General features: G+C 62.1%; 17 protein-coding genes and 1 tRNA gene. 9 read left to right on the top strand and 9 right to left on the bottom strand.

The features are described 5' to 3' along the window. Nucleotides 1-34: 34 nt before the first annotated feature. The gene (locus LQK83_RS18250; RefSeq protein ID WP_230838835.1) at nt 35-1879 is read right to left on the bottom strand and encodes a hypothetical protein; all 1845 of its coding nucleotides are present in this window, start codon (nt 1877-1879) and stop codon (nt 35-37) included. Between the two features lie 180 nt (nt 1880-2059). Here LQK83_RS18250 and LQK83_RS18245 point away from each other — a divergent pair, with 180 nt between their 5' ends. After that, entirely contained in the window at nt 2060-3082 is a 1023-nt protein-coding gene (locus LQK83_RS18245) for a glycosyltransferase (RefSeq protein ID WP_230838834.1), read from the top strand. A gap of 2 nt (nt 3083-3084) precedes the next feature. Then, on the top strand, nt 3085-3459 hold the full coding sequence (locus tag LQK83_RS18240) for a GtrA family protein (RefSeq protein ID WP_230838833.1): 375 nt from the start codon (nt 3085-3087) through the stop codon (nt 3457-3459). Between the two features lie 28 nt (nt 3460-3487). On the opposite strand, the gene LQK83_RS18235 is transcribed toward LQK83_RS18240, so the two are convergent. Both LQK83_RS18235 and LQK83_RS18230 read right to left on the bottom strand, forming a co-directional pair. Beyond that, nucleotides 3488-3835: a hypothetical protein gene (locus LQK83_RS18235; protein WP_230838832.1), complete on the bottom strand. Its 348-nt coding sequence runs from the start codon at nt 3833-3835 to the stop codon at nt 3488-3490. Nucleotides 3836-3925: 90 nt separating this feature from the next. Further along, on the bottom strand, nt 3926-4912 hold the full coding sequence (locus tag LQK83_RS18230) for a Gfo/Idh/MocA family protein (RefSeq protein WP_230838831.1): 987 nt from the start codon (nt 4910-4912) through the stop codon (nt 3926-3928). Nucleotides 4913-5072: 160 nt separating this feature from the next. Between LQK83_RS18230 and LQK83_RS18225 the strand changes: the two genes are divergently transcribed. Further along, entirely contained in the window at nt 5073-6023 is a 951-nt protein-coding gene (locus LQK83_RS18225; RefSeq protein ID WP_230838830.1) for an aldo/keto reductase, read from the top strand. A 5-nt stretch (nt 6024-6028) separates the two neighbouring features. Here the strand turns inward: LQK83_RS18225 and LQK83_RS18220 are convergent, their stop codons facing one another. Then, a complete protein-coding gene (locus LQK83_RS18220) occupies nt 6029-7021 on the bottom strand; it encodes a transporter (RefSeq protein WP_230838829.1) in 993 nt (330 codons plus the stop codon). A gap of 233 nt (nt 7022-7254) precedes the next feature. On the opposite strand from LQK83_RS18220, the gene LQK83_RS18215 reads away from it, so the two are divergent. The 3 genes from LQK83_RS18215 (at nt 7255) to LQK83_RS18205 (ending at nt 12602) form a co-directional block, all read left to right on the top strand. After that, nucleotides 7255-8580 carry a vanadium-dependent haloperoxidase gene (locus LQK83_RS18215; protein WP_230838828.1) on the top strand — a complete coding sequence of 442 codons (1326 nt, stop codon included), beginning with the start codon at nt 7255-7257 and terminating at the stop codon, nt 8578-8580. Between the two features lie 8 nt (nt 8581-8588). After that, nucleotides 8589-10205, top strand: coding sequence for a CRTAC1 family protein (locus LQK83_RS18210; protein ID WP_230838827.1), 1617 nt, complete (start codon nt 8589-8591; stop codon nt 10203-10205). Nucleotides 10206-10454: 249 nt separating this feature from the next. Beyond that, the gene (locus LQK83_RS18205) at nt 10455-12602 is read left to right on the top strand and encodes a TonB-dependent receptor (protein ID WP_230838826.1); all 2148 of its coding nucleotides are present in this window, start codon (nt 10455-10457) and stop codon (nt 12600-12602) included. Between the two features lie 185 nt (nt 12603-12787). On the opposite strand, the gene LQK83_RS18200 is transcribed toward LQK83_RS18205, so the two are convergent. The 3 genes from LQK83_RS18200 to LQK83_RS21780 form a co-directional block, all read right to left on the bottom strand. Then, nucleotides 12788-12864 (bottom strand) — tRNA-Arg (locus LQK83_RS18200). A 104-nt stretch (nt 12865-12968) separates the two neighbouring features. After that, nucleotides 12969-14480, bottom strand: coding sequence for a sensor histidine kinase (locus LQK83_RS18195; protein WP_230838825.1), 1512 nt, complete (start codon nt 14478-14480; stop codon nt 12969-12971). A 163-nt stretch (nt 14481-14643) separates the two neighbouring features. Beyond that, nucleotides 14644-16632, bottom strand: coding sequence for a HAMP domain-containing methyl-accepting chemotaxis protein (locus tag LQK83_RS21780; protein WP_230838824.1), 1989 nt, complete (start codon nt 16630-16632; stop codon nt 14644-14646). 322 nt (nt 16633-16954) lie between these two features. On the opposite strand from LQK83_RS21780, the gene rpmH reads away from it, so the two are divergent. The 3 genes from rpmH to yidC are packed head-to-tail and all read left to right on the top strand — an operon-like array spanning nt 16955 to nt 19362. Continuing rightward, nucleotides 16955-17095, top strand: a complete 141-nt coding sequence (gene rpmH, locus LQK83_RS18185; RefSeq protein WP_112696952.1) for a 50S ribosomal protein L34 — start codon at nt 16955-16957, stop codon at nt 17093-17095. 16 nt (nt 17096-17111) lie between these two features. Beyond that, the gene (gene rnpA / locus LQK83_RS18180; RefSeq protein WP_230838823.1) at nt 17112-17528 is read left to right on the top strand and encodes a ribonuclease P protein component; all 417 of its coding nucleotides are present in this window, start codon (nt 17112-17114) and stop codon (nt 17526-17528) included. Continuing rightward, entirely contained in the window at nt 17518-19362 is a 1845-nt protein-coding gene (gene yidC / locus LQK83_RS18175) for a membrane protein insertase YidC (RefSeq protein WP_230838822.1), read from the top strand. Before rnpA ends, yidC begins: the two co-directional genes overlap by 11 nt. A 64-nt stretch (nt 19363-19426) precedes the next feature. Here yidC and LQK83_RS18170 read toward each other — a convergent pair whose 3' ends face one another. Together LQK83_RS18170 and LQK83_RS18165 are read right to left on the bottom strand one after the other, a co-directional pair. Further along, on the bottom strand, nt 19427-21148 hold the full coding sequence (locus tag LQK83_RS18170) for an O-linked N-acetylglucosamine transferase, SPINDLY family protein (RefSeq protein ID WP_230838821.1): 1722 nt from the start codon (nt 21146-21148) through the stop codon (nt 19427-19429). Nucleotides 21149-21253: 105 nt separating this feature from the next. After that, nucleotides 21254-22144: an SDR family oxidoreductase gene (locus tag LQK83_RS18165; protein WP_230838820.1), complete on the bottom strand. Its 891-nt coding sequence runs from the start codon at nt 22142-22144 to the stop codon at nt 21254-21256. Nucleotides 22145-22157: the final 13 nt, after the last annotated feature.

Genomic DNA, 22157 nt, shown 5'->3' with positions numbered 1-22157 from the left:
GGGACATGCTCCAGAAACGCAGCCTCAAACGCGATCAGCGAACGAGGCGGTAGACCTTGAGATTTGTCGCGCCCGACGGCGTGACATCCTTCAGGAAAGCCGGTGGCCTGTCTTTAAGAAGGGCTGCTGCGAAGCCATCGGGTGCGCGCTGCGCCAGTTCCTTCAGCTCGCCATCCCCCGGGCAGAAGGCGACATAGTCCGTACCGACATTCCCGAGGATCGCTTCGGCCTTTTCAGGCGCGGCAAGGCCGGCCTGCAACACGACCAGCATGCCGTTGGGATCGCGATGATAGGGCGCCGACAGAACGCTGTGCCCCGTGAAGCGCAGGATCGGCGACCCCATGTTGGAGGGCGCGGCGATCATGCCCTTCGGCAGGCGGTTCAGCTGCTCGAGATTGGCTTCCTTCGTGCAGGCGGCGATCTTGTCGCCGGCTGCTGCAAACTGGGTGGCCTTTTCGTTGCCAACCGCCTCCGAGACCAGGAAGCCCGCCACGAACCAGAAGGCCGGAATGCTGGCAAGCGTCATGACAGCGAAGGGCAGGCCTGCAATGACCGAGTCAGGATCGCGCCGGCTGATCGTGTGCAGTTCCGCGATGAGAACCGATAGCGGCAGGATGGAAAGCATCTGCGGAAAGGTTGCGGCGCGCACCTGAATGAGCGAGATCGCCCAGGCGGCGGTGAGCAAGACGAGCAGAACGAGATGGACGCCCACGCGGTCGCCCATCTTCACGCGCCATGCCGAAACGACCATGGCGATAAAGCCGACGAAATAGAAGCCGCCGACAGTCGCCGGGTGGAGCTTGGCCTGCGAGAGGATCGGTTGCGCTTCCGCCACGCGATCGAGCCAGATTTCCTTCAGCAGCGGATCGAGACCGGCCAGCGGGTTCTGCAGGCATTGCGGCATCACGGTGAGGGTGAGCCCGGCTGCCCCCAGGCCGATGCAGGCCAGAATGACGAAGCGCAGCGCGATCGGCGCGCGACTGGCAAGACCAGCCGCACAGAAAAGCGCAAAGCCGCCATAGACCGTCAGGACAAGGAAGCCGAAGGAGAGATTGTCGCAGGTGACAGCGGAGTAGAGCGTCTTCGGCACCGTGGCGACATAGGCAGCCCCGGTCAGAAGCGCGAAGAAAAGGCCGAAGCTGCAAGCGGCCGCCCGATAGGACGGGCCAAGCACGGCCCATCTGGCTGCAACGATGACGGCGGCGACGCCCAGAAGCGGCGTGGTTTCAGCGCCCACGGCCAAGGCAATGGCTGCGGCCAGCGCCGCCAGCGCGTAGCTGGAGGCGCGGTGGAGCGGATCGACCAGGGCCGCGGCGACGATGGCGATCAGCGCCATCTGGGCATTGTGATGATCGATCCCGCCGGGCTCGAAGCGATGGACCTGCAGCACGAACAGGGCCGCCATCGGAATGGCCGCCCACATGGCCCTTTCGCCCCCGATGCGGCGCGCGCCAAGGCCGATAAAATAGAGGACCGGAAGCGAGAGCGAGACCGGCCACACGAAAAGCGCTGTCGCCTCGGCCATGCGCGGCGACATAAAGAGGCTGAAAAAGGTAATCAGCGCGGCAATCGGCAGGTCGATGAAACGCGACCAGTGCATGAGTGTGCCCGGCGCGGGACCGAGGCGATATTGCATGAGATCGTACCAGCCCTGGCCCGCCAGGAAATCGCGCACCTCGACCAGCCGCATCGCATCGTCGTTGTCGGGACCGACATAGTCGGTATAGCTCGACAGCAGGTTCGTGACATGGAAGAGGAGAATGACGATAAAGGCGACGAGGACGGCAAGGCCAAGGCGGCTGCCGCCAACCCTTGTCTTGCTGATGCCTGCGCCTGCCTTCATCGGAGACAGAGTGCCGGTGTTGTCGATGCTGGCCATGACCGATCCTGGATTACGCGTGGCCCTTCATCTCACATGGACGGGGCCGAACCGGCGAAGAGGGGTGGATAATTTCGTGGCGCGGGACGCCCGGAATTCAAGCTAACTTAACCTTCTCAAGAAATAGTAAAGCGCAAGGCAACGCGCGCCCATGACGGCGCAAACCGCAGGAAAAGAACAATGGCGACGCACGGAGCCACGGATGGCATTCTCGACGATCTCGACATCGCCGTGCTTCTGCCGTGCTACAACGAGGCCGCGACCATTGGCGATGTGGTTGCAGGCTTCAAGGCGGCGCTACCCGGCGCGCACATCCATGTCTATGACAACAATTCGACCGATGGCACGGCGCTGAAGGCGGCGCTGGCGGGGGCGACCGTGACGCGCGAACGCCGACAGGGCAAGGGCCATGTCGTGCGCCGCATGTTTTCCGATATCGACGCCGACATCTATATCATGGCGGATGGCGACGGCACTTACGATCCTGAAGAGGCACAGGATCTCATCCGCACGCTGCTGTCGGAAGGCGCGGATATGGTGGTGGGAACGCGCCGGGGCGTGACGGAAGATGCGGGTCGCCAGGGCCACGCCTTCGGCAACGCCATCTTCAACAAGCTCTATCGCATGATTTTCGGCGCCGGCTTTTCGGACATCTTTTCCGGCTACCGAGCCTTTTCCCGGCGTTTCGCCAAAAGCTTCCCCGCCGTTTCCGGCGGCTTCGAGATCGAGACGGAAATGTCGGTGCATGCCTCGCGGCTGAAAATGCCGGTGAGCGAGCTGGAGCTTTCCTACGGCCGCCGTCCGGAGGGCTCGCATTCCAAGCTGTCCACCTTCAAGGACGGCGCGAAAATCCTCTGGATGTTCGCCATGCTGATGAAGGAAACGCGGCCCTTTGCCTTTTTCGGCGTCATCAGCGGCGCATTTCTGGCCGCCAGCCTCGGCTTCATGGCGCCGGTGCTTGCGGAATATCTGGAGACCGGCCTGGTGCCGAAACTACCGACCTGGGTGTTCTCCATGGCGCTGATGATGATCTCCTTCATGATCTTCACCGCCGGGCTCATCCTTGACAGCGTCGCGCGGGCGCGGGCCGAGCAGTTACGCATCCACTATCTCTCGCTGACCTCGCTGCGCCAGAGCCGCCACCAGACCGCGTTCCATCGCGGCGAAACCGTCCGCCCCCGAGACAAACGTCGCGCGGCCTGATCATGAAAAAACTCTTGTGGTTCGCATTTGCTGGCGGCACCGGCTTTCTCGTCGATGCCGGCACGCTGTCCCTGCTTCTCTGGCTGACGCCGGCCGGACCCTATGTGGCGCGCGTTCTGTCGATCGCGACCGCCATGGCCTATACCTGGACCATCAACCGCACCTTCACCTTCGGCCGCTCCAACCGCAATCTCGCCTCGGAAGGGGCGCGCTACGGTCTTGTCGGCCTTCTGGGGGCCCTGGTCAATTACGGCAGCTATTCGCTCTGCCTGCTCCTCTGGCCGCCCATGCCGCCTGTGGTCGCCGCCGCCCTCGGTTCGGGCGTCGCCATGGTGTTTTCCTATTTCGGCTATTCGCGATTCGTGTTCGGAAAGTGAGCCGTCACGGCATCCCACCGGCCTTGGCTCAATTCGAAGCCTTCAATGCAGCCGCAATTTCCCGACGCATGGTCTCATAATCGCCAATAGCCGCCGCTTCGGCGTCCACAAGTGGGCCGCCGTTCTTCAACCGGCGAACCAGAATATCGATGACATCCTCAATGCGTCCGAGTTGCTTGCCATAACTTGCGACATCCAACGCAACGCGTTCAGCGTCGGGATTACTTGAGTGGCCCAGATCGATATTCAGATTGAAAAAGCCGATCTGGTTTCCGCACGTGTTGAACGCCCAGGTCCAGGGGTTGATTGTCTGGTTGACGTTGCCGGAAACCGGAAATCTCACATTGCCCATGCGCCCGCACCCCTTTTTGTCCATCGGCAAAACAATTCCCGTCGCTGCGGGAAGCCCTGAACAAAGACTAGCGCATGAGTTGTGCAATGCACAAGCTTCTGTTCTGCCTCTTTGTCAGACCGTCTCCCAGCCATCCTTTTCGCTGGCGCGATAAATCGCGTCGATGAACAGCTGGTTCTTCTTGGAGCTTTCCAGCGTCACCACTTCCGCCTCCTCGCCCTGTGCCGCACGCGCGAAGGCTTCCGCCTCAAGGCGATATTGCCGGGCGTCCTGGAAGCGATAGTGGCGCGATTCGGCGTGGTTGACATTGGTCACCTCGATCTCTTCGGCGCCGTAGCGGTCGGCGTTGAAGGGCGACTTCACCTCGATGAAACCTTCCGTGCCGTGGAAGACCATGATCTGGCGGGCGGCGAGCTGGGTGGAGATGTAGAAGCTGAGCTCGAAATCGCCGAAATCGGCGCGCACCGAGGAATAGATGTCCGTGCCGAACTGCGGGTCACGCTCGGTCGTCGCCTGCACGCGGATCGGCTCCTTGCCGGTCGAGAAACGCGTGGAGATCGCCGGATAGACGCCGATATCCGGCAGGCCGCCGCCACCGAGTTCCGGGATGTTGCGCATGTTGCCGGGATCGCGGTTGAAATAGGTGAACGCGCCCTGAACGTGGCGGACCTTGCCGATCGCGCCCTCGGCAATCAGCATGCGCACACGGCGCCAGACCGGCGAATAGGTCACCATATAGGCCTCGGAGACGAGAACCTTGTTGCGGTCGCGGGCCGCGATGATGCCGTCGATTTCGGAAGCCTTCAGCGCAATCGGCTTTTCGCAAAGCACATGCTTGCCGGCATCTGCCGCCTTGATGGCCCATTCGGCATGCTGCGAGGTCGGCAGTGGAATGTAGACGGCATCGATCAGGTCGGAGGCCAGCATTTCCTCGTGCGAGGCGAAGACATGCGGGATCGAGAAGCGGGCGGCGAGCGCCGCGGCCTTTTCCCGATCACGGCTCGAAATGCCGGCCACGACGCAGTTTTCCGCATCCTGGATCGCCGGAATGACGAGTTCGCGGCCGATCTTGGCAGTCGATATGATTCCGAAGCGCAGCATGGTGTCTCTCTCCTCGTTTGGTTTTTCAAATTGGTAGGAAATTGATGCACGTTGCGCAATCGGTTTCGGCGGGCATCATTGGGCTGGTACCGCCCTTGACCGAACCCGTCGCCTCCCTACATTCGTTCGGCACCCTTATGAAACAACTCCGGAGTTTCCCATGCAGAAGCGCAAGCTCGGCCGCACCGGCCTCGACATCTCGCCCGTCGTCTTCGGCGGCAATGTTTTCGGCTGGACGGCCGACGAGAAGACATCGTTTGCGCTCCTGGACGGCTGGCTCGATGCCGGGTTCAACACGATCGATACGGCCGACGTCTATTCGTCCTGGGCACCCGGCAACAAGGGCGGTGAGTCCGAGACCATCATCGGCAAATGGCTGACGCAGAGCGGGCGCAAGCGTGACGATGTCGTCATCGTCACCAAGGTCGGCTCCGACATGGGCAATGACAACAAGGGGCTGAAGGCGGGCTGGATCAGCAAGGCCGTCGAGGATTCACTGCGAAGGCTCCAGACGGATTACATCGATCTCTACCTCTCGCACTGGCCGGACCCGGAGACGCCTTACGAAGAGACGCTTGCCGCCTTCGACGCGCTGAAGAAGGCCGGAAAGATCCGGGCCATCGGCTGCTCGAATCTCGATGCAAGCCAGCTCGCGGAATCGCTGAAGGTGGCGAAGGACAAGGGCCTGCCGCGTTACGACGTCTTGCAGCCGGAATATAATCTCTACACCCGCGATAAGTTCGAGGGATCGCTGGCCGATCTCTGCATCGCCGAGGATATTGGCGTCATCACCTATTTCAGCCTCGCCTCGGGTTTCCTGAGCGGCAAATATCGCACGCTGGCGGATGCCGAGGGCAAGGCGCGCGGTGGCGGCATGAAGGCTTATCTGAACGAGAAGGGAAGCCGCATTCTCGATGCACTGCAGACGGTCGCCGGCGAGACCGGCGCAACGCCGGCCGAGATCGCCATTGCGTGGCTGCTGAACAAGCCCGGCGTGACGGCGCCGATCGCCAGTGCGACGAGCCTTCCGCAGCTTGAAAGCCTGAGGAAGGCCGCCTTACTGACCCTTGATGGGCAGGCCATGGCGCTTCTCGATTCTGCCGGAGCCTGAGGCGTTCAGAAAATGCCTGCGCGGCGCAGCAGCCACCAGGCGAGCAGAACCGACACGCCGATCGCTCCGAAGGCGGAGACCGTTCCGAGATCGTCCTTCTGGAACGGCAGGCCGCCGGTATTCATGCCGAAGAAACCGGTGACAAGCGTCGGCGGCATGATCAGCACGGTCATGACCGACATGATGTAGAGATGCCGGTTGGTCTCGATGGAGGTGAGCGAGTTCACCTCTTCATGCAGCAGGCGCGCGCGCTCCTGCAGCGCGTCCACCTCGTGGCCGGCTGCCTCCAGGCGGCTGGTGCTGCGCGCCGACACATCGGCAAAGCCTTCCGGCATCTCGTCTTCCTCAGCCGCTGCAGCGTGACGCATGGCGGTGAGAAGGGTGCGCATGTGTCTGTGCAGGCGCACGATCGAGCGGCGCAGCGGCTGCAGTTCCTTCTGGTGCTTCAGCGGCTCGCGGTTGGAATAGACGGCATCCTCGATCACGTTGAGGTCGGCCGTGATCTCCTTGACGAGGCCGAAGAGCGAGCGCTGGAAATTGGCGACGATCTGCTCGAAAATGTCGATGGGAGTGTCGAATTTCCCCGGCGTCTTTTCGACCGCGAAGCGCACGCTGTCGACGCTTGCCAGCGGATGCAGCCGGGTCGTGACGATGAAACGGCCAAACACGGCATAGTGCAGGAAGCCGATCTCGCGCGTGCTCTGGTCGAAATCGCGTTGATAATCAACCAGCGTGCCATAGAGATAGCCTTCGTCGACATTGACGGAAGGGTGCGTCTCATGCGTCGTCAGCGCGACGAGTGCGGCCTCCGGAAGCACGCCGAGGCTTTCGAGAAAGGCGGGCAGGCGCGCATCGGCGAGCGAGAAATGGAACCAGAAGAAGCCCTCTCCTGGCAATGTCTTCACCTCGTCATCCGGAAGCGCGCGCGCCGGTGTCGAGCCCTCATGCAGATGATATGCCCAGACGAGACCGGGGATTTGTGAGGCGGGAAGATGCATGTCTGAATTCCGTTCAGTGATCAGGTGAACGCGGGGTGATTGCCTGCTGTGTAAGCGAGGTTTGGGTCGCGAGTCGAGAGGTGCAATGTGAAGCTTTCTTGAAACGGTGCCTTCCCTTGCCGATCTTTGGCGTCCTCCGCCCTCATCGCCTGCATGCCGACTCGCTTATGGACATCGGGGCGACGTTCAACGATAGTGCGGCCGGGACCAGGCATCGGGCTTGGGGAGGAAAAATGTCTGTCGTGATCAGAAGGGCCGTTCTCGGCCTCGTCTTTGCGTGTTCGTGCCTCTTGTCATTGGTTGCCGCCGCCCCGACGCAGGCCGCTACCCCGCCGCAGGCGGTGGTGACGGGCTGGTACAAGCTGATCCTCGAACTTGTCCGCCACACGTCCAACTATTCCCCGCCGGTCGCCGCCCGATCCTTCGCCTATATCGGCGTCACGAGTTATGAGGCCGTTGCGAGTGGATCGGACAATCTGCAAAGCCTTGCCGGCCAGTTGAACCGGCTGAAGACGCTTCCCAGCCGCGAAAAGGGCGCGATTTACGACGACGCCGTGATCCTCAACACGGTCATGGAGTTTGCGGTCACCCATTTCTTCGATCGTACCGGACCGACCGGCCAGCATGTGATGAAGAAGATGGCCAAGCGGATGGATGAAGAGGTGACGCAAGGCGTCGCCCCGGATGTGGTTACGCGCAGCCGCGCTTACGGACAAATCCTCTCGCAAGCCGTCTTCGACTGGTCGCAGACGGACGGCGGCGCCACTGTCGAGAACATGGGCTTTCCGCTCGATTACAAGGTCTCCGACAAGCCCGGGCACTGGGTGCCCACCAGCCTGATCCGCCAGCAGCAGGCCCCGCTTCTTCCCGAGTGGGGCAAGGTTCTGCCGCTTGCCATGCCGGCCGGATCGACCTGCCGGCTGTCCGAGCCTCCGGAATACAGCGAAAAGCCCGATTCCGCCTTCTACAAGGACGCTGATGAGGTCTATGCGGCCGTCAAGGGCCTGACGGACGAGCATCGGACGATCGCCCGCTTCTGGTCCGACGACCCGATGCTTTCACCCACGCCGCCGGGCCACTGGATCAACATCGCGCTCATCGTCCTTGATCAGCAAAAGGCCGATCTGCCGACGACCGTCGATACGCTGGCGCGGCTCGGCGTGGCGCTATCGGACGCCTTCATCGGCTGCTGGGACTCGAAGTTCGAATTCGATCTCATTCGCCCGATCACCTATATCAAGAAGAACATCGATCCCAACTGGGATGCGCTCCTGATCACGCCGCCCTTCCCGGAATATCCGAGCGGTCACAGCACGCAATCGGGGGCGGCGGCGTCCGCAATGACGCATATCTTCGGCAAAGCGCTTGCCTTTGACGATTCCACCCATGAAGCAGACGGGATCAAGCCACGCCACTTCGCCAATTTCCGCGCGGCCGCTGAAGAGGCCGCGATCTCGCGCCTATACGGCGGCATCCACTTCCGACCGGCGATCGAGCGCGGGCTGACGCAGGGTGAATGCATAGCCAACTATGTCAACGCACTGAAGACGAAGAAGTGAGGCCATTGATGACGGCTATCCGGTCGGGCGGCCTTTCGCTTGCCCTAGCTCTCGCCTCGACGGTCGCCTTCGCCGACGATACGCCAGCGCCGCGGCCCATCACGCCGATCTTCCAGGAGGAACAGGCGGCCGAGAGCGGCGTGGATACGGTCTACAATGGCGACTGGGAGTTCATGGTTGGTGGCGGCGTCTCCACCTTCGACTGCGACGACGATGGGTTCCCGGACATGCTGCTGCCGGGCGGGTCCGGCAAGTCGGTCTTCTATCACAATGAGAGCAAGAAGGGCGGCGCTATCGTCTTCAAGGCGATGACCTCCGGCCTGGAGGTCGACAATCTTCTCGGCTCCTATGCCATCGATATCGACGGCGACGGGATCAAGGACATCATACTTCTCCGCCTCGGCGAAAACATCGTCATGCGCGGCAAGGGCAAATGCCAGTTCGAGCGCGCCAACGAGACGTGGAATTTCGACGGCGGCAAGGCGTGGTCGGCGGCCATGGCCGCGACCTGGGAGCGCGGCAACACCTGGCCGACGATCGCCATCGGCAACTATATCGACCCGGAGGCCGACATGGAGCCCTGGGGCTCCTGCACCGACAACTGGCTGCACAAGCCGGAAGCTGCCACGCCGCAGCGGAAATTCGCCAATCCGCTGCCGCTGACGCCGAGCTATTGCGCGCTCTCCATGCTCTTTACTGACTGGAACCGCTCCGGCACGCCGTCCCTTCGCGTCTCCAACGACCGCGAATATTACAAGGGTGGGCGCGAGCAGATGTGGCATGTCGATCCGGGCAAGGTGCCGACGCTCTACAGTGAGGAGGAAGGCTGGAAATACCTGCGCATCTGGGGCATGGGCATTGCCAGCTACGACCTCGATTTCGACGGCTATCCGGAGTATTTCCTGACCAGCATGGCCGACAACAAGCTGCAGACGCTCGTCACCCTGCCGAAGGACGGCAAGGGACCTGCCTCGTACAAGGACATTGCCTTCGCCAAGGGCGTGACCGCCCACCGGCCTTATACGGGTGGCGACTGGCATCCCTCGACCGCGTGGCATGCGGATTTCCAGGACGTCAACAATGACGGTCTCACCGATCTCTTCATCGCCAAGGGCAATGTCGCGGAAATGCCGGACTTCGCGAAACTCGACCCGAACGACCTGCTGGTGCAGAACACAAAGGGCAATTTCATCGAGATGGGACTGGAAGCCGGGATTGCCAGCATGAATGTCTCGCGCGGCGCAGCGCTTGTCGATTTCAATCTCGACGGCCTTGTCGACCTCGTCGTCACCAACCGCTGGAAGCCGGCGCAGGTCTGGCGCAACGTCACGCCCGATGCCGGCCATTTCATCGAGATCGGCCTGAAGGGTGACGGCGGCAACCGCGACGGTATCGGCTCGTGGATCGAGGTGAAGCATGACGGCCACGTCCTCCGCCGCGAAATCACCATCGGCGGCGGCCACGCCGGCGGCTCCCTCGGCTGGCACCATTTCGGCGTAGGCAAGGACACCGAGGTCGAATTCCGCGTCATCTGGCCGAATGGCGCTACGGATGAATGGCAGAAGGTGGCGGCGGACGGGTTCTATTGGGTGAGCCCGAAGAGGGCGGCGGTGAAGTGGGAGTGAGCTGATGCCCCATATACCGGGCCCGCCCGTTTGCAGCCGAAGCGAAATTGCTTCGGCTTGATAGCCAGAAACGGCCTCACGCGCGCCGAAAACAACACTCGAAACCTTTTTTTGTATTGCACGAAATGCCGGAGGATAGACACACCCAGATAACTTGACAATTTTAATCAAGATATCTAGCCCTACCCTCGATCACGGACAGGCGACCTCGGTTGAGATCCGAAAGCGCCGCCATCTCGAGGGGTTATCATGAAGTTCAGACTTGCATGCACAGTTGCTCTGCCGCTTGGTTTCAGCGGCCACGCCCTTGCCGACGATGCCACGGCATTGAAACAGATTGTCATTCAGGGCGATCGGAGCACGACATCCACCATCGGCAAGCTACCTGAGGCCTATGCCGGCGGACAGGTCGCCAAAGGCGGCCGCCTCGGCATTCTGGGCAACCGGGATTTCATGGACGCGCCCTTCAGCGCCACGAGTTATACGGCGCAGAAGATCGAGGATCAGGGCGCGCAAACGGTCGCAAGCGTGATGGAGGCCGATCCGTCGGTCAGAAACACGCATTCGTCGAATGGCATGCTCGATTCCTTCTACATCCGGGGCTTTCCCGTCGGCGAGGGCAATTTCGGCGAGATCGCTTTCGATGGCGTTTATGGGATCGCACCCAATTATCGCGTCTTGACCGATTATGCCGAGCGGATCGAGGTCCTGAAAGGTCCGACCGCCTTCCTCTACGGTATTTCACCAGCCGGCTCCGTTGGCGGCACGATCAACATCGTTCCCAAGCGAGCGCAGGATGCAGATCTGACGCGGATCACGACGGATTATGCCTCGAACGCTCAAGTCGGAACCCATCTGGATCTGTCGCGGCGCTTCGGCCCTGACCGCCAGTTCGGCATCCGCTTCAACGGCAGCGCCCATGGCGGCTCGACGGTGATCGACAACCAGACCCGCGACGCCTTTGTCGGCGCGTTGGCGCTCGATTACGAAGGCGAGAATTTGCGCGCGACGCTTGATGTCATCGGCCAGCGCGAAAACTATGACGGCGTCCTGCGCCCCTTCTATCCCGGCGCCGGCCTTGCCAGCATACCCGCCGCGCCGAAAAGCTCGCTCAATGTTCAGCAGCCATGGGAATGGTCAAAAAGTTCGGATCACTCCGTGCTGGGGCGTGTCGAATATGATCTCAGTGATAACGTCACCTGGTTTGCAGCCGTGGGCGGCGGCAATTCCTATGTTCACCGCATCTTCGGTCTTCCGACCATCCTCAACGCGGCCGGCGATGTCAGCATCACACCGCAGAACGCCATTTTCAATGTGGACCGCTTCACGGCGGAAACAGGTGTGCGGGCGAATTTCGATACGGGACCCATATCCCACACCGTCACCCTCCAGACCAGCTACCTGAAGCAGACCTTCGACCGCGCGATCGTGTCGGGAAGCGCCCAGCGCAGCAACATGTACAATCCGGTCTTCCGTCCCGAACAATTTGTGGCGGATCCGCTTTCGGTCCCGACAATTTCCCAGAACGCCCTCTCCGGCTTTGCGCTTTCCGACACGCTGTCGATGCTGGACAACCGCGTCCAGCTGACCGTTGGCGGGCGCTTCCAGAAGATCGATTCGAAGAATTTCAACACCACGTCGGGCGCGGTCTCGTCCTCTTCCAACGCAGATGCCATCACGCCGCTCGCCGGTCTCGTCCTTCGTCCCTCGGAGACGGTCTCGCTATATGCCAACTATGCCGAAGGGCTTAGCATTGGCGACACCGCCCCGGCGACGGCCATCAATTCGGGCGAGACACTGGCGCCCTATCGCACCAGCCAGACGGAAATAGGCACGAAAATCGACCTCGGCCGCATTGCGGTGACGGTTAGCGCTTTCCAGATCGAAAAACCCTTCTCGCAGCTGGAGCAGACGCGAGCCGGACTGCTGTTCACCCCGGGTGGCCAGCAGCGCAATCGTGGTGTCGAGCTGAATGTGGCGGGCGAGGTAACGGACGAGCTGCGCGTCCTGGGCGGCCTCACGCTGATCGAGGGCCGCATTTCAAAAACATCCACCCCATCGACGCTTGGCAAGAAGCCCGTCGGCCTGCCGGCCCTGCAGGCCAATCTCGGCCTGGAGTGGGACACGCCCTTCGCGAAGGGCCTGACCCTTTCCGCCAATGTGATCCACACCGCCGAGCAATATGTGAACACGACCAACACGCTGAAAATCCCGGAATGGACACGCCTCGATCTCGGCGCACGCTACAAGATGGACATCGACAACAAGCCGGTCACCTTCCGCGCGTCCGTCGAGAATGTCTTCAACAGTGATTACTGGTCGGGGCTGGCAAGCTACAGCACCATCGCACAAGGTGCTCCGCGGACCTTCAAACTGTCGGTCAGCACGGATTTCTGACCCTGGGCACCGAATGCCTCCGGCTGTCGCGCAAGTTCCGGGTAACAGCGCCCGGAACTTGCCCGCTGCAGGCGATGAACGCCCCACTGCGCCGTGGGGCAGACCAGAGCTTCAACACGGCTCAAGACGCAGCGAACGACAATCTCTGCGCTTCTTTTTTCGGAATCTCATCGGAAAAGAAAGAATGGCGCACCCGAAGAGATTCGAACTCCTGACCCCCAGATTCGTAGTCTGGTGCTCTATCCAGCTGAGCTACGGGTGCGTACCGCGCGGCGCTTCTTGTCGAAGCGGCGGTGTGGGGCTCTCCTAAAGCGTTGCTTGTCGGAATGCAAGCGGAAATCGGAAAAAATTTGAGTCAGGTGCGTTTTACGATCCGGAGGAGGGATTGGGCGTGCCCTGCGAGGGCTGGCGGCGGAAGCCGTCGATGGCGATGGGGCGGTCGGGTATTTCGATGCGGAAGAGCGTGCCGGGCTGGGCCTTTTCGACGAGCGCAATGGTGCCGCCGTGGGCGAGAACCAGTTCGCGGGCGATCGCCAGGCCAAGCCCCGTGCCGCCGGAGCGGGTGGAGCCACGGAAGGCCTTGAAGAGATTTTCGCGCGCCTTCTGCGGCATGCCGGGGCCGGTGTCGTCCACAGATATGCTGACCACGCTGCCCGTGCGATAGGCCGAGACCGTGACCTGCTTGATCACCGCTTCGTCGTCCGGCTCGTTCATCAGCGCCTGCACGGCATTGCGGACAAGATTGTGTATGACGCGGAACAGCTGGTCGGGATCAGCGTCCACCGTCAGATCATCCGGCACGCGGATATCGAAACCGATCCCGCCTTCCGCGCCAATCCCGGTCAGAACGTCCAGGACGTCCTGCACCACCATCTTGAGGCGCACAAGCCGCCGCTTCGGCTCGGCTTCGCTCGCCCTGCCGAAAGACAGCACGCTATCGGAATAGCTGACCGCGCGGTCGATGGTGCGCAGAAGCTTCGGGGCAAGGCGTTTGACCATCGGGTCCTCGGTGTCGCCGAGGCGGTCGGAGATAAGCTGGGCGGAGGCCAGGATATTGCGCATGTCATGATTGATCTTGGACACGGCAAGACCGAGTTCGGCGAGGTTCTTCTGCTGGCGCAGCGTCTTTTGCAGCTCCTTCTGCATCCTCTGCAGATGGCGGCCGGCGGCGGCGAGTTCGTCGGCACCCTTGCCCGGTTCGAAAATGCTGTCGGCCTCTTCCGGATGCTGCGAAAACCGCTCGATACTGTTGGTCAGCCGGCGGATCGGGCGGATCATGATACGGTTGATCGCCATGAAGATCAGGCCGGCGGAAATCAGCGAAATGACCATCGAGATCAAGAGCACATTCCGCGAATAGGTGATCATGGCGGCGCGCAGGTTGGTATCCGCCATCACAACCTCGATCTTCATGCCGGTCTTGTTGATCGGACAGAAGACGCGGATGACGCGATCGCCGCCGAAGAGCAGTTCGTCGAACGCGTCATAGATGGCGCGCGGCAGTGAGACATCGTCGAGATTGTATTGATAATCCACCGTCGGCGGCATGTCGGCCATGGCGATGAGATGGCGCATGCCGTCCTTGGTCAGCACGATCGCCTTGGTGTCGGTAGCCATCAGCGTGTGATCACGCACCGGCTTTGGCAGCACGACATCCTTGAGCCCGTCGACCACCACCGAGGCGGCGGCCGCCGTGTTCAGGCGGTCTGACAGCCAGTTGAGGCGCATGTTGGCGATGGAGGGCAGGAAAATCAGGATTTCCGCGAGCGTGACGAACACGAAGGTGAGCCAGAGCAGACGCGCAGACAGCCCGCTCCACGGACGCGTCTTCGTCGCCTGCGGCGCATTCCCTGCCGATTGCCGCCCTGTTTCCTGCACCCGCGCGCCCCATCTCCTGCCGGGCGTCTCCTGCCGCCCGTTTGCAGAGATTATAGCGGTTCGCCCGCCGGAAACAAAGACAAACAGGAACGCCCGGCGCAGGGGCCGGGCGCGTGATGTTCCACAGCTCCGGTCAAACGGCGCCAAACAGGATTTGCCGGGCTCAGAACTCTTCCCAGCCCTGTGCACTCCCGCCGCCCGCTACCTTTTTCGGGCGAGACATGGAGGCTTGCGGGACACGCGGGGCCGGCGCCCGGGGAGCCGGCGTCTGCGCTGCTGGGGCCGATGCCGGCACGTCGGAAAGGCGGAACCAGGCGATGATCTCGGTCAGGCCGGCAGCCTCCTGCGACAGCTTGTGGGTGGCCGCCGAGGTTTCTTCGACCATGGCCGCGTTTTTCTGCGTCACCTGATCCATCTGGTTCACCGCCGCATTGACCTCGCCGAGCCCGACAGACTGCTCCTGCGCCGCCGTCGAAATCGACTGGATGTGCTGGTTGATCTCGCTGACCTGCCGTTCGATTTTCTGAAGCGCATCGCCCGTGCGGTGAACGAGCCGGACGCCGCCGCCCACCTCCTCGCCCGACTTGGAGATCAAGCCCTTGATATCCTTGGCGGCATTGGCCGAACGCTGGGCAAGTTCGCGGACCTCCTGCGCCACGACCGCAAAGCCCTTGCCGGCATCGCCGGCGCGGGCGGCCTCGACGCCTGCATTCAGCGCGAGAAGATTGGTCTGGAAGGCAATTTCGTCGATCACATTGATGATCTGGCTGATTTCGTTGGAGGCCTGTTCGATCCGGCCCATGGCCTCGATTGCATCGCGCACCACAACGGCCGAGTGGGCCGCATCCGAGGTCGCGTCCGCCACCATGCGGCTTGCCTCGTGGGCGCGCTGCGAGGAGGTCTTGACCACGGCCGTGATCTGATCGAGCGCGGCGGAGGTTTCCTCCAGCGCGGCGGCCTGCTGCTCCGTGCGGCGCGACAGATCGTCGGTCGCCGCGCGGAGTTCGCGTGTGCTGTCATCCATGCTGACGGAGCTGCCGCGCATATTGGCGATCATGCGGGACAGCGCATCGAATGTGGCGTTGATATTCCGCTGCAAGGCGGCAAACGCGCCTTCGAACTGTCCGTTCATCCGCCGCGTCAGATCGCCCTGTGCCAGAAGCGCCACCGCAGTGCCGGCTTCGGCGATGCCGCCATCGACATTCTCCATCAGACGATTGATGGTCTCGGCGAGCCGATTGAGTTCCGGATGACCGAAATCACCCGGAATGCGACCGGTAAAGTCACCGGCCGCTGCACGCGACGTCGCTTCGGTGATGGCGGCCTGCAGGCGCGAAACGTTGACCCGTTCGTCATCCTTGGCGCGATTCAGGTCGCGCATGGCAAGCCCGTTGCGACGGAAGACTTCCACGGCGCGCGCCATGTCGCCGATCTCGTCGGGGCGGTCCTCAAAGATCGCCCGGGTGTCGTAATCGCCGGCGGCCATGGCCGTCATCTGGCCGGTGAGCTTCAGGATGGGGTCCGCAAGCGAACGTCTGGCAATGACGAAGGCCATGAAAAGGCCGAGCGAGACACCGCCGAGGGTCATCACGGCAACAATGGTCAGCATGAGCGTCCGCGAGCCGGCAACTTGCTGGGTGATGGCGGCCAGTTCCTTACGGTCGGCATCGACAATCCTGTCAATCTCGGCCTGAAAGGCCTTGCGATTGTTGCGATTGGCCTCGTTATTGCCCTGCTTGTTGGCGTCAGCGGGGGAGACCTGCGTGCCGAGGCGTACGGTTTCGGACCGGAATTCGCGGAACTCGCGGGCGCGGGCGGCCATGGCCTGGAAGATCTCGGCCTGATCCGCCGAGACAAGCGGCCGCCACTCGGCAACCACGGCATCGATTTCGGCGAGACGCTTGGTCAAACCATCGGCGAACTGTTTCGCCTTTTCCGTATCCGGCGCGGCATAAATGCCCCGCGCCTCCATGACAACGGCGGTGACGAGCCGGTTCATTCTTTCGCCGAGATAGGCGCGCTCGGAAACGTTCTGGAACTCGGAGAGCCGCGCATTATACTTTTCAACGACAAATATGCCGACGCCGCCCAGCATCAGCGCGACAATGCTCATGATTGCCACGAGCATCAGAATCTTTCCCTTGATTTTCACGCCAATGCCTCCCTTGATCGACACAGACGCGCCGAAAAATCTGCCGAGACCGATTCTGCGCCTCGTTGCGTTAGCAAAGACTAAACAGGACACAACAATGCTCGGGACGGCTGGGGCACCTTTCGACCGCCTCCCGAAACCGGTCCGGCAGACGCGCTATTTTCGCTGCAAGGCCTGTGGCAATTGACTTTCCGGCCGTTTTATATCAATAAGCCGCCACGTCGATGGATAGGTGGCGCTTGTCGCCTTCTTTCCGGGCGAAAACGCTCCTTGCAAACTGTTGCAAATTCAAGAAGGGCCGCACACCGCGGTATTAAAATAAATGTCTACGAAGCGTACATTCCAACCGTCCAAGCTTGTTCGCAAGCGTCGTCACGGCTTCCGCGCCCGCATGGCAACTGCCGGCGGCCAGAAGGTTCTCGCAGCTCGCCGCAACCGCGGCCGCAAGCGCCTGTCGGCCTGACAAGCGGTCCCGCCCGATGGAAACGCACGGGCAGGACGCCTCATATCAAGTCAAAAAGCCTGCGGGGCGGCTGAAAAGCCGGCCCCAGTTTTTGCGTGTCCGCGAGGGAGAACGCCGCAAGGGTCCTTTCTTCATCGTTGAAGTGCTCGACCGCCAGGCGCCCGAAGCGCCGCCACGCGTCGGTTTCACGGTGACGACCCGCCAGGGCAATGCCGTCGAACGCAACCGCATGCGCCGCCGCCTCAAAGAGGTCGTGCGGCTTTCCGCGCAATTTGCAATGAAGCCGGGACACGACTATGTGATCGTCGCGCATCGGGACATGCTCAACGCTCCCTTCGAGCGACTGACCCAAGCCATGACGGCGCGCATCGCCGGCACTGACATCAAGAAGCGGCCGCGACCGGCCAGCTCGGGAAAATCTGATGGAAAATAACCGCAACTATATCGTCGCGATCGTGCTTTCGGTCCTGATCCTGTTCGGCTGGCAGTATTTCTACATGGGCCCGCGCATGGAAGCCCAGCGCCAGGCCGAGCTTGCCAAGCAGAGCGCGCAGGACGTGGCCGGCAAGCCGGACGCCAATGGCAGCGCGGCTCAAACTGCTGCCACGCCGAACGGTGCCGTGCCGCCCGCCGGCACGACCGCTGGCGCCGTCAGCCGTGATGCTGCACTTGCCGCCTCCGGCCGCGTCGTCATCGACACGCCCGATCTTTCCGGCTCGATCAACCTGCGCGGCGCGCGCTTCGACGATCTGAAGCTGAAGAAGTATCGCGAGACGGTCGCCAAGGACAGCCCGATCATCACGCTGCTCAACCCGGCCGAAACCGCCGACGGCTATTTCGTCGAGCTCGGCTATATCGGCGGCACCGCGCTTCCCGGTCCTGCGACCGAATGGAAGGCCGACGCCAATGCCAAGCTGACGCCGACGACGCCAGTGACGCTGACCTATACGAGCCCCGAGGGGCTGACCTTTGCCCGCACGATCTCGGTTGACACGAACTACATGTTCACGATCACCGACAAGGTCACCAATGGCGGCCAGCAGGCGGCGTCAATCTCCGGCTACGGCCGCGTGACGCGCTACAAGGAACCGCTGGAACCCTCGACCTACGTCCTGCACGAAGGCTTCATCGGCTGGCTCGGCTCCAACGGTCTCGTCGAAGAGAAGTACAAGGCGTCCAAGGACAAGCCGCTGACCTACGATCGCACGACCACCGGCTGGCTCGGCATGACCGACAAGTACTGGGCAACGACGATCATCCCGCCGCAGGCGATCGACTATGATGCCCGCTTCACGCATTTCGAAGACGGAACCCCGCGCTTCCAGGCAGACTACAAGAGCGGCGGCATCTCGATTGCGCCGGGTGAGACGAAGGAACTGAAGAACCTCGTCTTTGCGGGCGCCAAGGAAGTTCCGGTCGTGGACGGCTATGCCAAGGACGATTCCTGGTTCGGCCGGATGACCAACGGCCTCATCGGCACCAAGACGGTCGAGAAGGGCTATGACGTTCCGCGCTTCGATCTCCTGATCGACTGGGGCTGGTTCTACTTCTTCACCAAGCCGATGTTCGCGCTGATGGACTTCTTCTTCCGCTATTTCGGCAATTTCGGCCTCGCGATTCTCGCGACGACCATCGTCATCAAGGCGCTCTTCTTCCCGCTGGCCTCGAAGCAGTATGCATCGATGGCCAACATGAAGAAGATCCAGCCGAAGATGGAGGAACTGAAGGCCAAGTATGGCGAGGACCGCATGGCGCTGCAGCAGGCGACCATGCAGCTCTACAAGGAAGAGAAGATCAATCCGGTGGCCGGCTGCTGGCCGGTTCTCCTGCAGATCCCGGTTTTCTTCTCGCTCTACAAGGTGATCTACGTCACGATCGAAATGCGCCAGGCGCCGTTCTTCGGCTGGATCAAGGACCTGTCCGCACCGGACCCGACTTCGATCGTCAACCTGTTCGGCCTGCTGCCCTTCGATGCGCCGACCATCGTGCATCTCGGCGTCTGGCCGATCATCATGGGCATCACGATGTTCCTGCAGATGCGCATGAACCCGACGCCGCCGGACCCGGCACAGGCCATGATCTTCACCTGGATGCCGGTGGTCTTCACCTTCATGCTGGCCTCGTTCCCGGCCGGTCTGGTGATCTATTGGGCCTGGAACAACACGCTGTCGATCATCCAGCAGTCGATCATCATGAAGCGCCACGGCGTCAAGATCGAGCTCTTCAACAATCTGAAGGGATTGTTGAAAAAGCGAACGAAGGCCTGACGGCGCTTCATCTCGACCTCACGAACCCCGATGCTTTCAAGGCATCGGGGTTTTTCTTTGCGGATCAGGCAAAGGGGCCGATACGCGGCGGGAGTGCGGGCACATCGAAGGCTTGCGGAGCGAGACCTTTGGCGGCCCGCTCGAGCATGGCGACAAAGGCTGCCTCGAGATGGCGGGTGAAGCGCTCGGTGTCGAAGAGCGGCAGGCGCAGCCGGTTCTGTTCGATGCGCGCCTTCAACGCCTTGCGGCGCAAGGGGCTGCGCGCCATCGTCGCCGCCATATCGACAAAGGCCTGCTCATCCTTCGCGACCAGTTCCACAAGCCCGATGGCCGAAAGCAGGCTTTCGGAAACACGTGAGGCGAAATTCGTCCCCTTCAGCGCCACGACCGGAATGCCGGCCCAGAGACAGTCCGATGTCGTGGTGTGGCCGCTATAGGGGAAGGTGTCGAGCGCGACATCGGCAAGGGCGATGCGCGCCACGTGTTCGGCATAATCGGCGCGCGGCGCATAAAGCACGCGATCCGGCTCGATGCCGAGGCCCTGCATGTATCGGGTGAAATTTTCCCGCGCCGGGCCCGGCTGGCACAGCACCCAGAGAACCGAATCGGGAACCGTCTCGAGCACCCTTGCCCACAGGCCCGCCACCTCGGCGTTGATCTTGGAGGGCTTGTTGAACGCGCCAAAAACGATCTTGTCTTCCGGCAGGCCAAGAGAGGCTCGTGACGGTGCCGGCGGACGCGGGCGGCGACGCCAGTCATTGCACTGATAGGTCTCCGGCAGCCGGCAGAAGAGTTCGTGGTAATAGGGCTCCGAGCCATCCGGCAGCACGATCGGGTCGCCGATGATGTAATCGCAGTCGATGCCGTAGCAGGTGCCGGGAAAGCCGAGCCAGGCGACCTGGACGGGGGCAAGCCCGCGATTGACCAGATCGACGCGGGCGCCGCGCGTATGCCCCTTCAGATCGACCAGGATGTCGATGCCGTATCCGCGGATCAGGTCCGCGGCCGCGTCGTCGTCGAGATCGCGGATGACGACCAGATTGGGATAGCGCTTGCGGAATTGGAGATCCGTCTCGGCGAGATCGTCATCGGTATAGCAGAAGAGCGTGATTTCGAAGCGTTCCGGGTCATGTGCATCCAGCACGCCCTGAAAGAGGATCATGGTGGGATGCTGGTCCGAGACGTCATTGCTCAGATAGCCGATCCTGATCTTCTGCCCATAGGCGTGCGAGCGGGCGCGGCGCGCGGCGCGCGCTTCGGCGGTGAAGGGCTGACCGGAGGGCATGTGGCGCACGAGCCCGTTCAGGCGCTCGTCGCCGCACCACATGAGATGGGAGAGCGGGTCTTCATTATCGAAGGCCCAGGCCTCACCCGAGAGCATGGCCTGATAAACAAGCGCATCGTGCCGGGGAAGTTCAGCCAGCGCGAGACGCGGGCGCAGCAGCTGGCGCAGCGTGAACAAGGCCTCGACACTCAGGGGTGCCAACGCCTGGGCACGGCGGATCAGCGACAGCGCCTTGCTGTCTTCAAAGAGCTGGGCGCGGATGCGGGCGGCCAATGTGAACAGAAACGGGGCCTGATCGGGCATCAGTTCGGCGGCCATTTCATAGAAGTGCGCCGCTTCCGAGCGATGACCGAGCCGGGCATAGGACTGGGCTGCCACGAGAATGACGGATGCAGGCGCATGGCCTTCCGTCAGCAGCGGGGCAGCGCGGGTCAGGCACAAATGCCAGTCACCCTCATTGAAGGCTTGCAGGATCTTGCCGACGTCTTCTTCCGTGCTCATGCCACCCATCCGCTGTTATGACCTTGTAGAAACAGCGGCTTGCGTGAGACTGAAACCGGGCCGGTCAGGGGCTGTGACCGGCCCGGCTTCCAAATGAACGCTTTCTCAGGCGGCGAGGAAAGCGTCCTTGGTGGCTTCGAAGAAGGTCTTCAGCGTGATCGGCGCCTTGCCGGTCAGCTTTTCGATGTCGCCCGTCACCGTTGCCAGCTTGCCGGCGCGGGTGTTGGTGTCGAAGGAGAGATAGGTGGGCGCCACGAAGTCCGGCACGCCGGCCGCAATCATGCCCTGAAGCAGGCCTTCGTCCGGAACATGGACGACCTGGATCGGCTTGCCGATGATCTGGGACGCCAACGTCGCAATCTGTTCATTCGACAGCGCTTCGACGCCGGTCAAAGTGTAGGTGTTGCTCGACGTTTCCGAAGACGCGAGCACGGCGGCAGCGGTGCGGGCGAGGTCTTCGCGGGTCACGTAGGCCGTCTTGCCTTCGCCGGCAGCCGTAAACCACTGGCCGGACTTCAGCGCGTTCGGGATCGAGGCGAAGAGGTTTTCCATGTACCAGCTGTTACGCAGGATCGTGTAGCCGATCCCCGACGCCTTGATGGCATTTTCGGTGCCGAGATGGTCGGGCGCAAACGTCACCAGCGATTCGTCCGGCAGCGGCATGGACGTGTAGATGATATGGCCAACGCCGGCGGCCTTGGCGGCGGCAACGGCAGCCGAATGCTGGCGCAGGCGCCGGTCGGTGCCGTCAAGCGCATCGGTGGAGACGATGAGAAGGCGGTTGACGCCGGCAAAGGCCTTTTCCAGCGAGGCGGCATCGTCGAAATCGGCGGCAACCGTCTTCACGCCCTTGGCGGCGATATCGGCGAGCTTCGACGGATCACGGCTGGCGGCGACGATGGAACCGGGCGCTACGCCTTGCGTTTCCAACAGGTGCTTGATGACGAGGCGGCCGAACTGACCGGAGGCGCCGGTGACGAGAAGCGTATCGGACATGTATGAATCCTTT

Source organism: Rhizobium sp. C1 (genome assembly GCF_021026335.1).
Classification (GTDB): Bacteria; Pseudomonadota; Alphaproteobacteria; order Rhizobiales; family Rhizobiaceae; genus Ensifer_A.
This window is presented reverse-complemented; position numbering and strand designations above follow the sequence as displayed.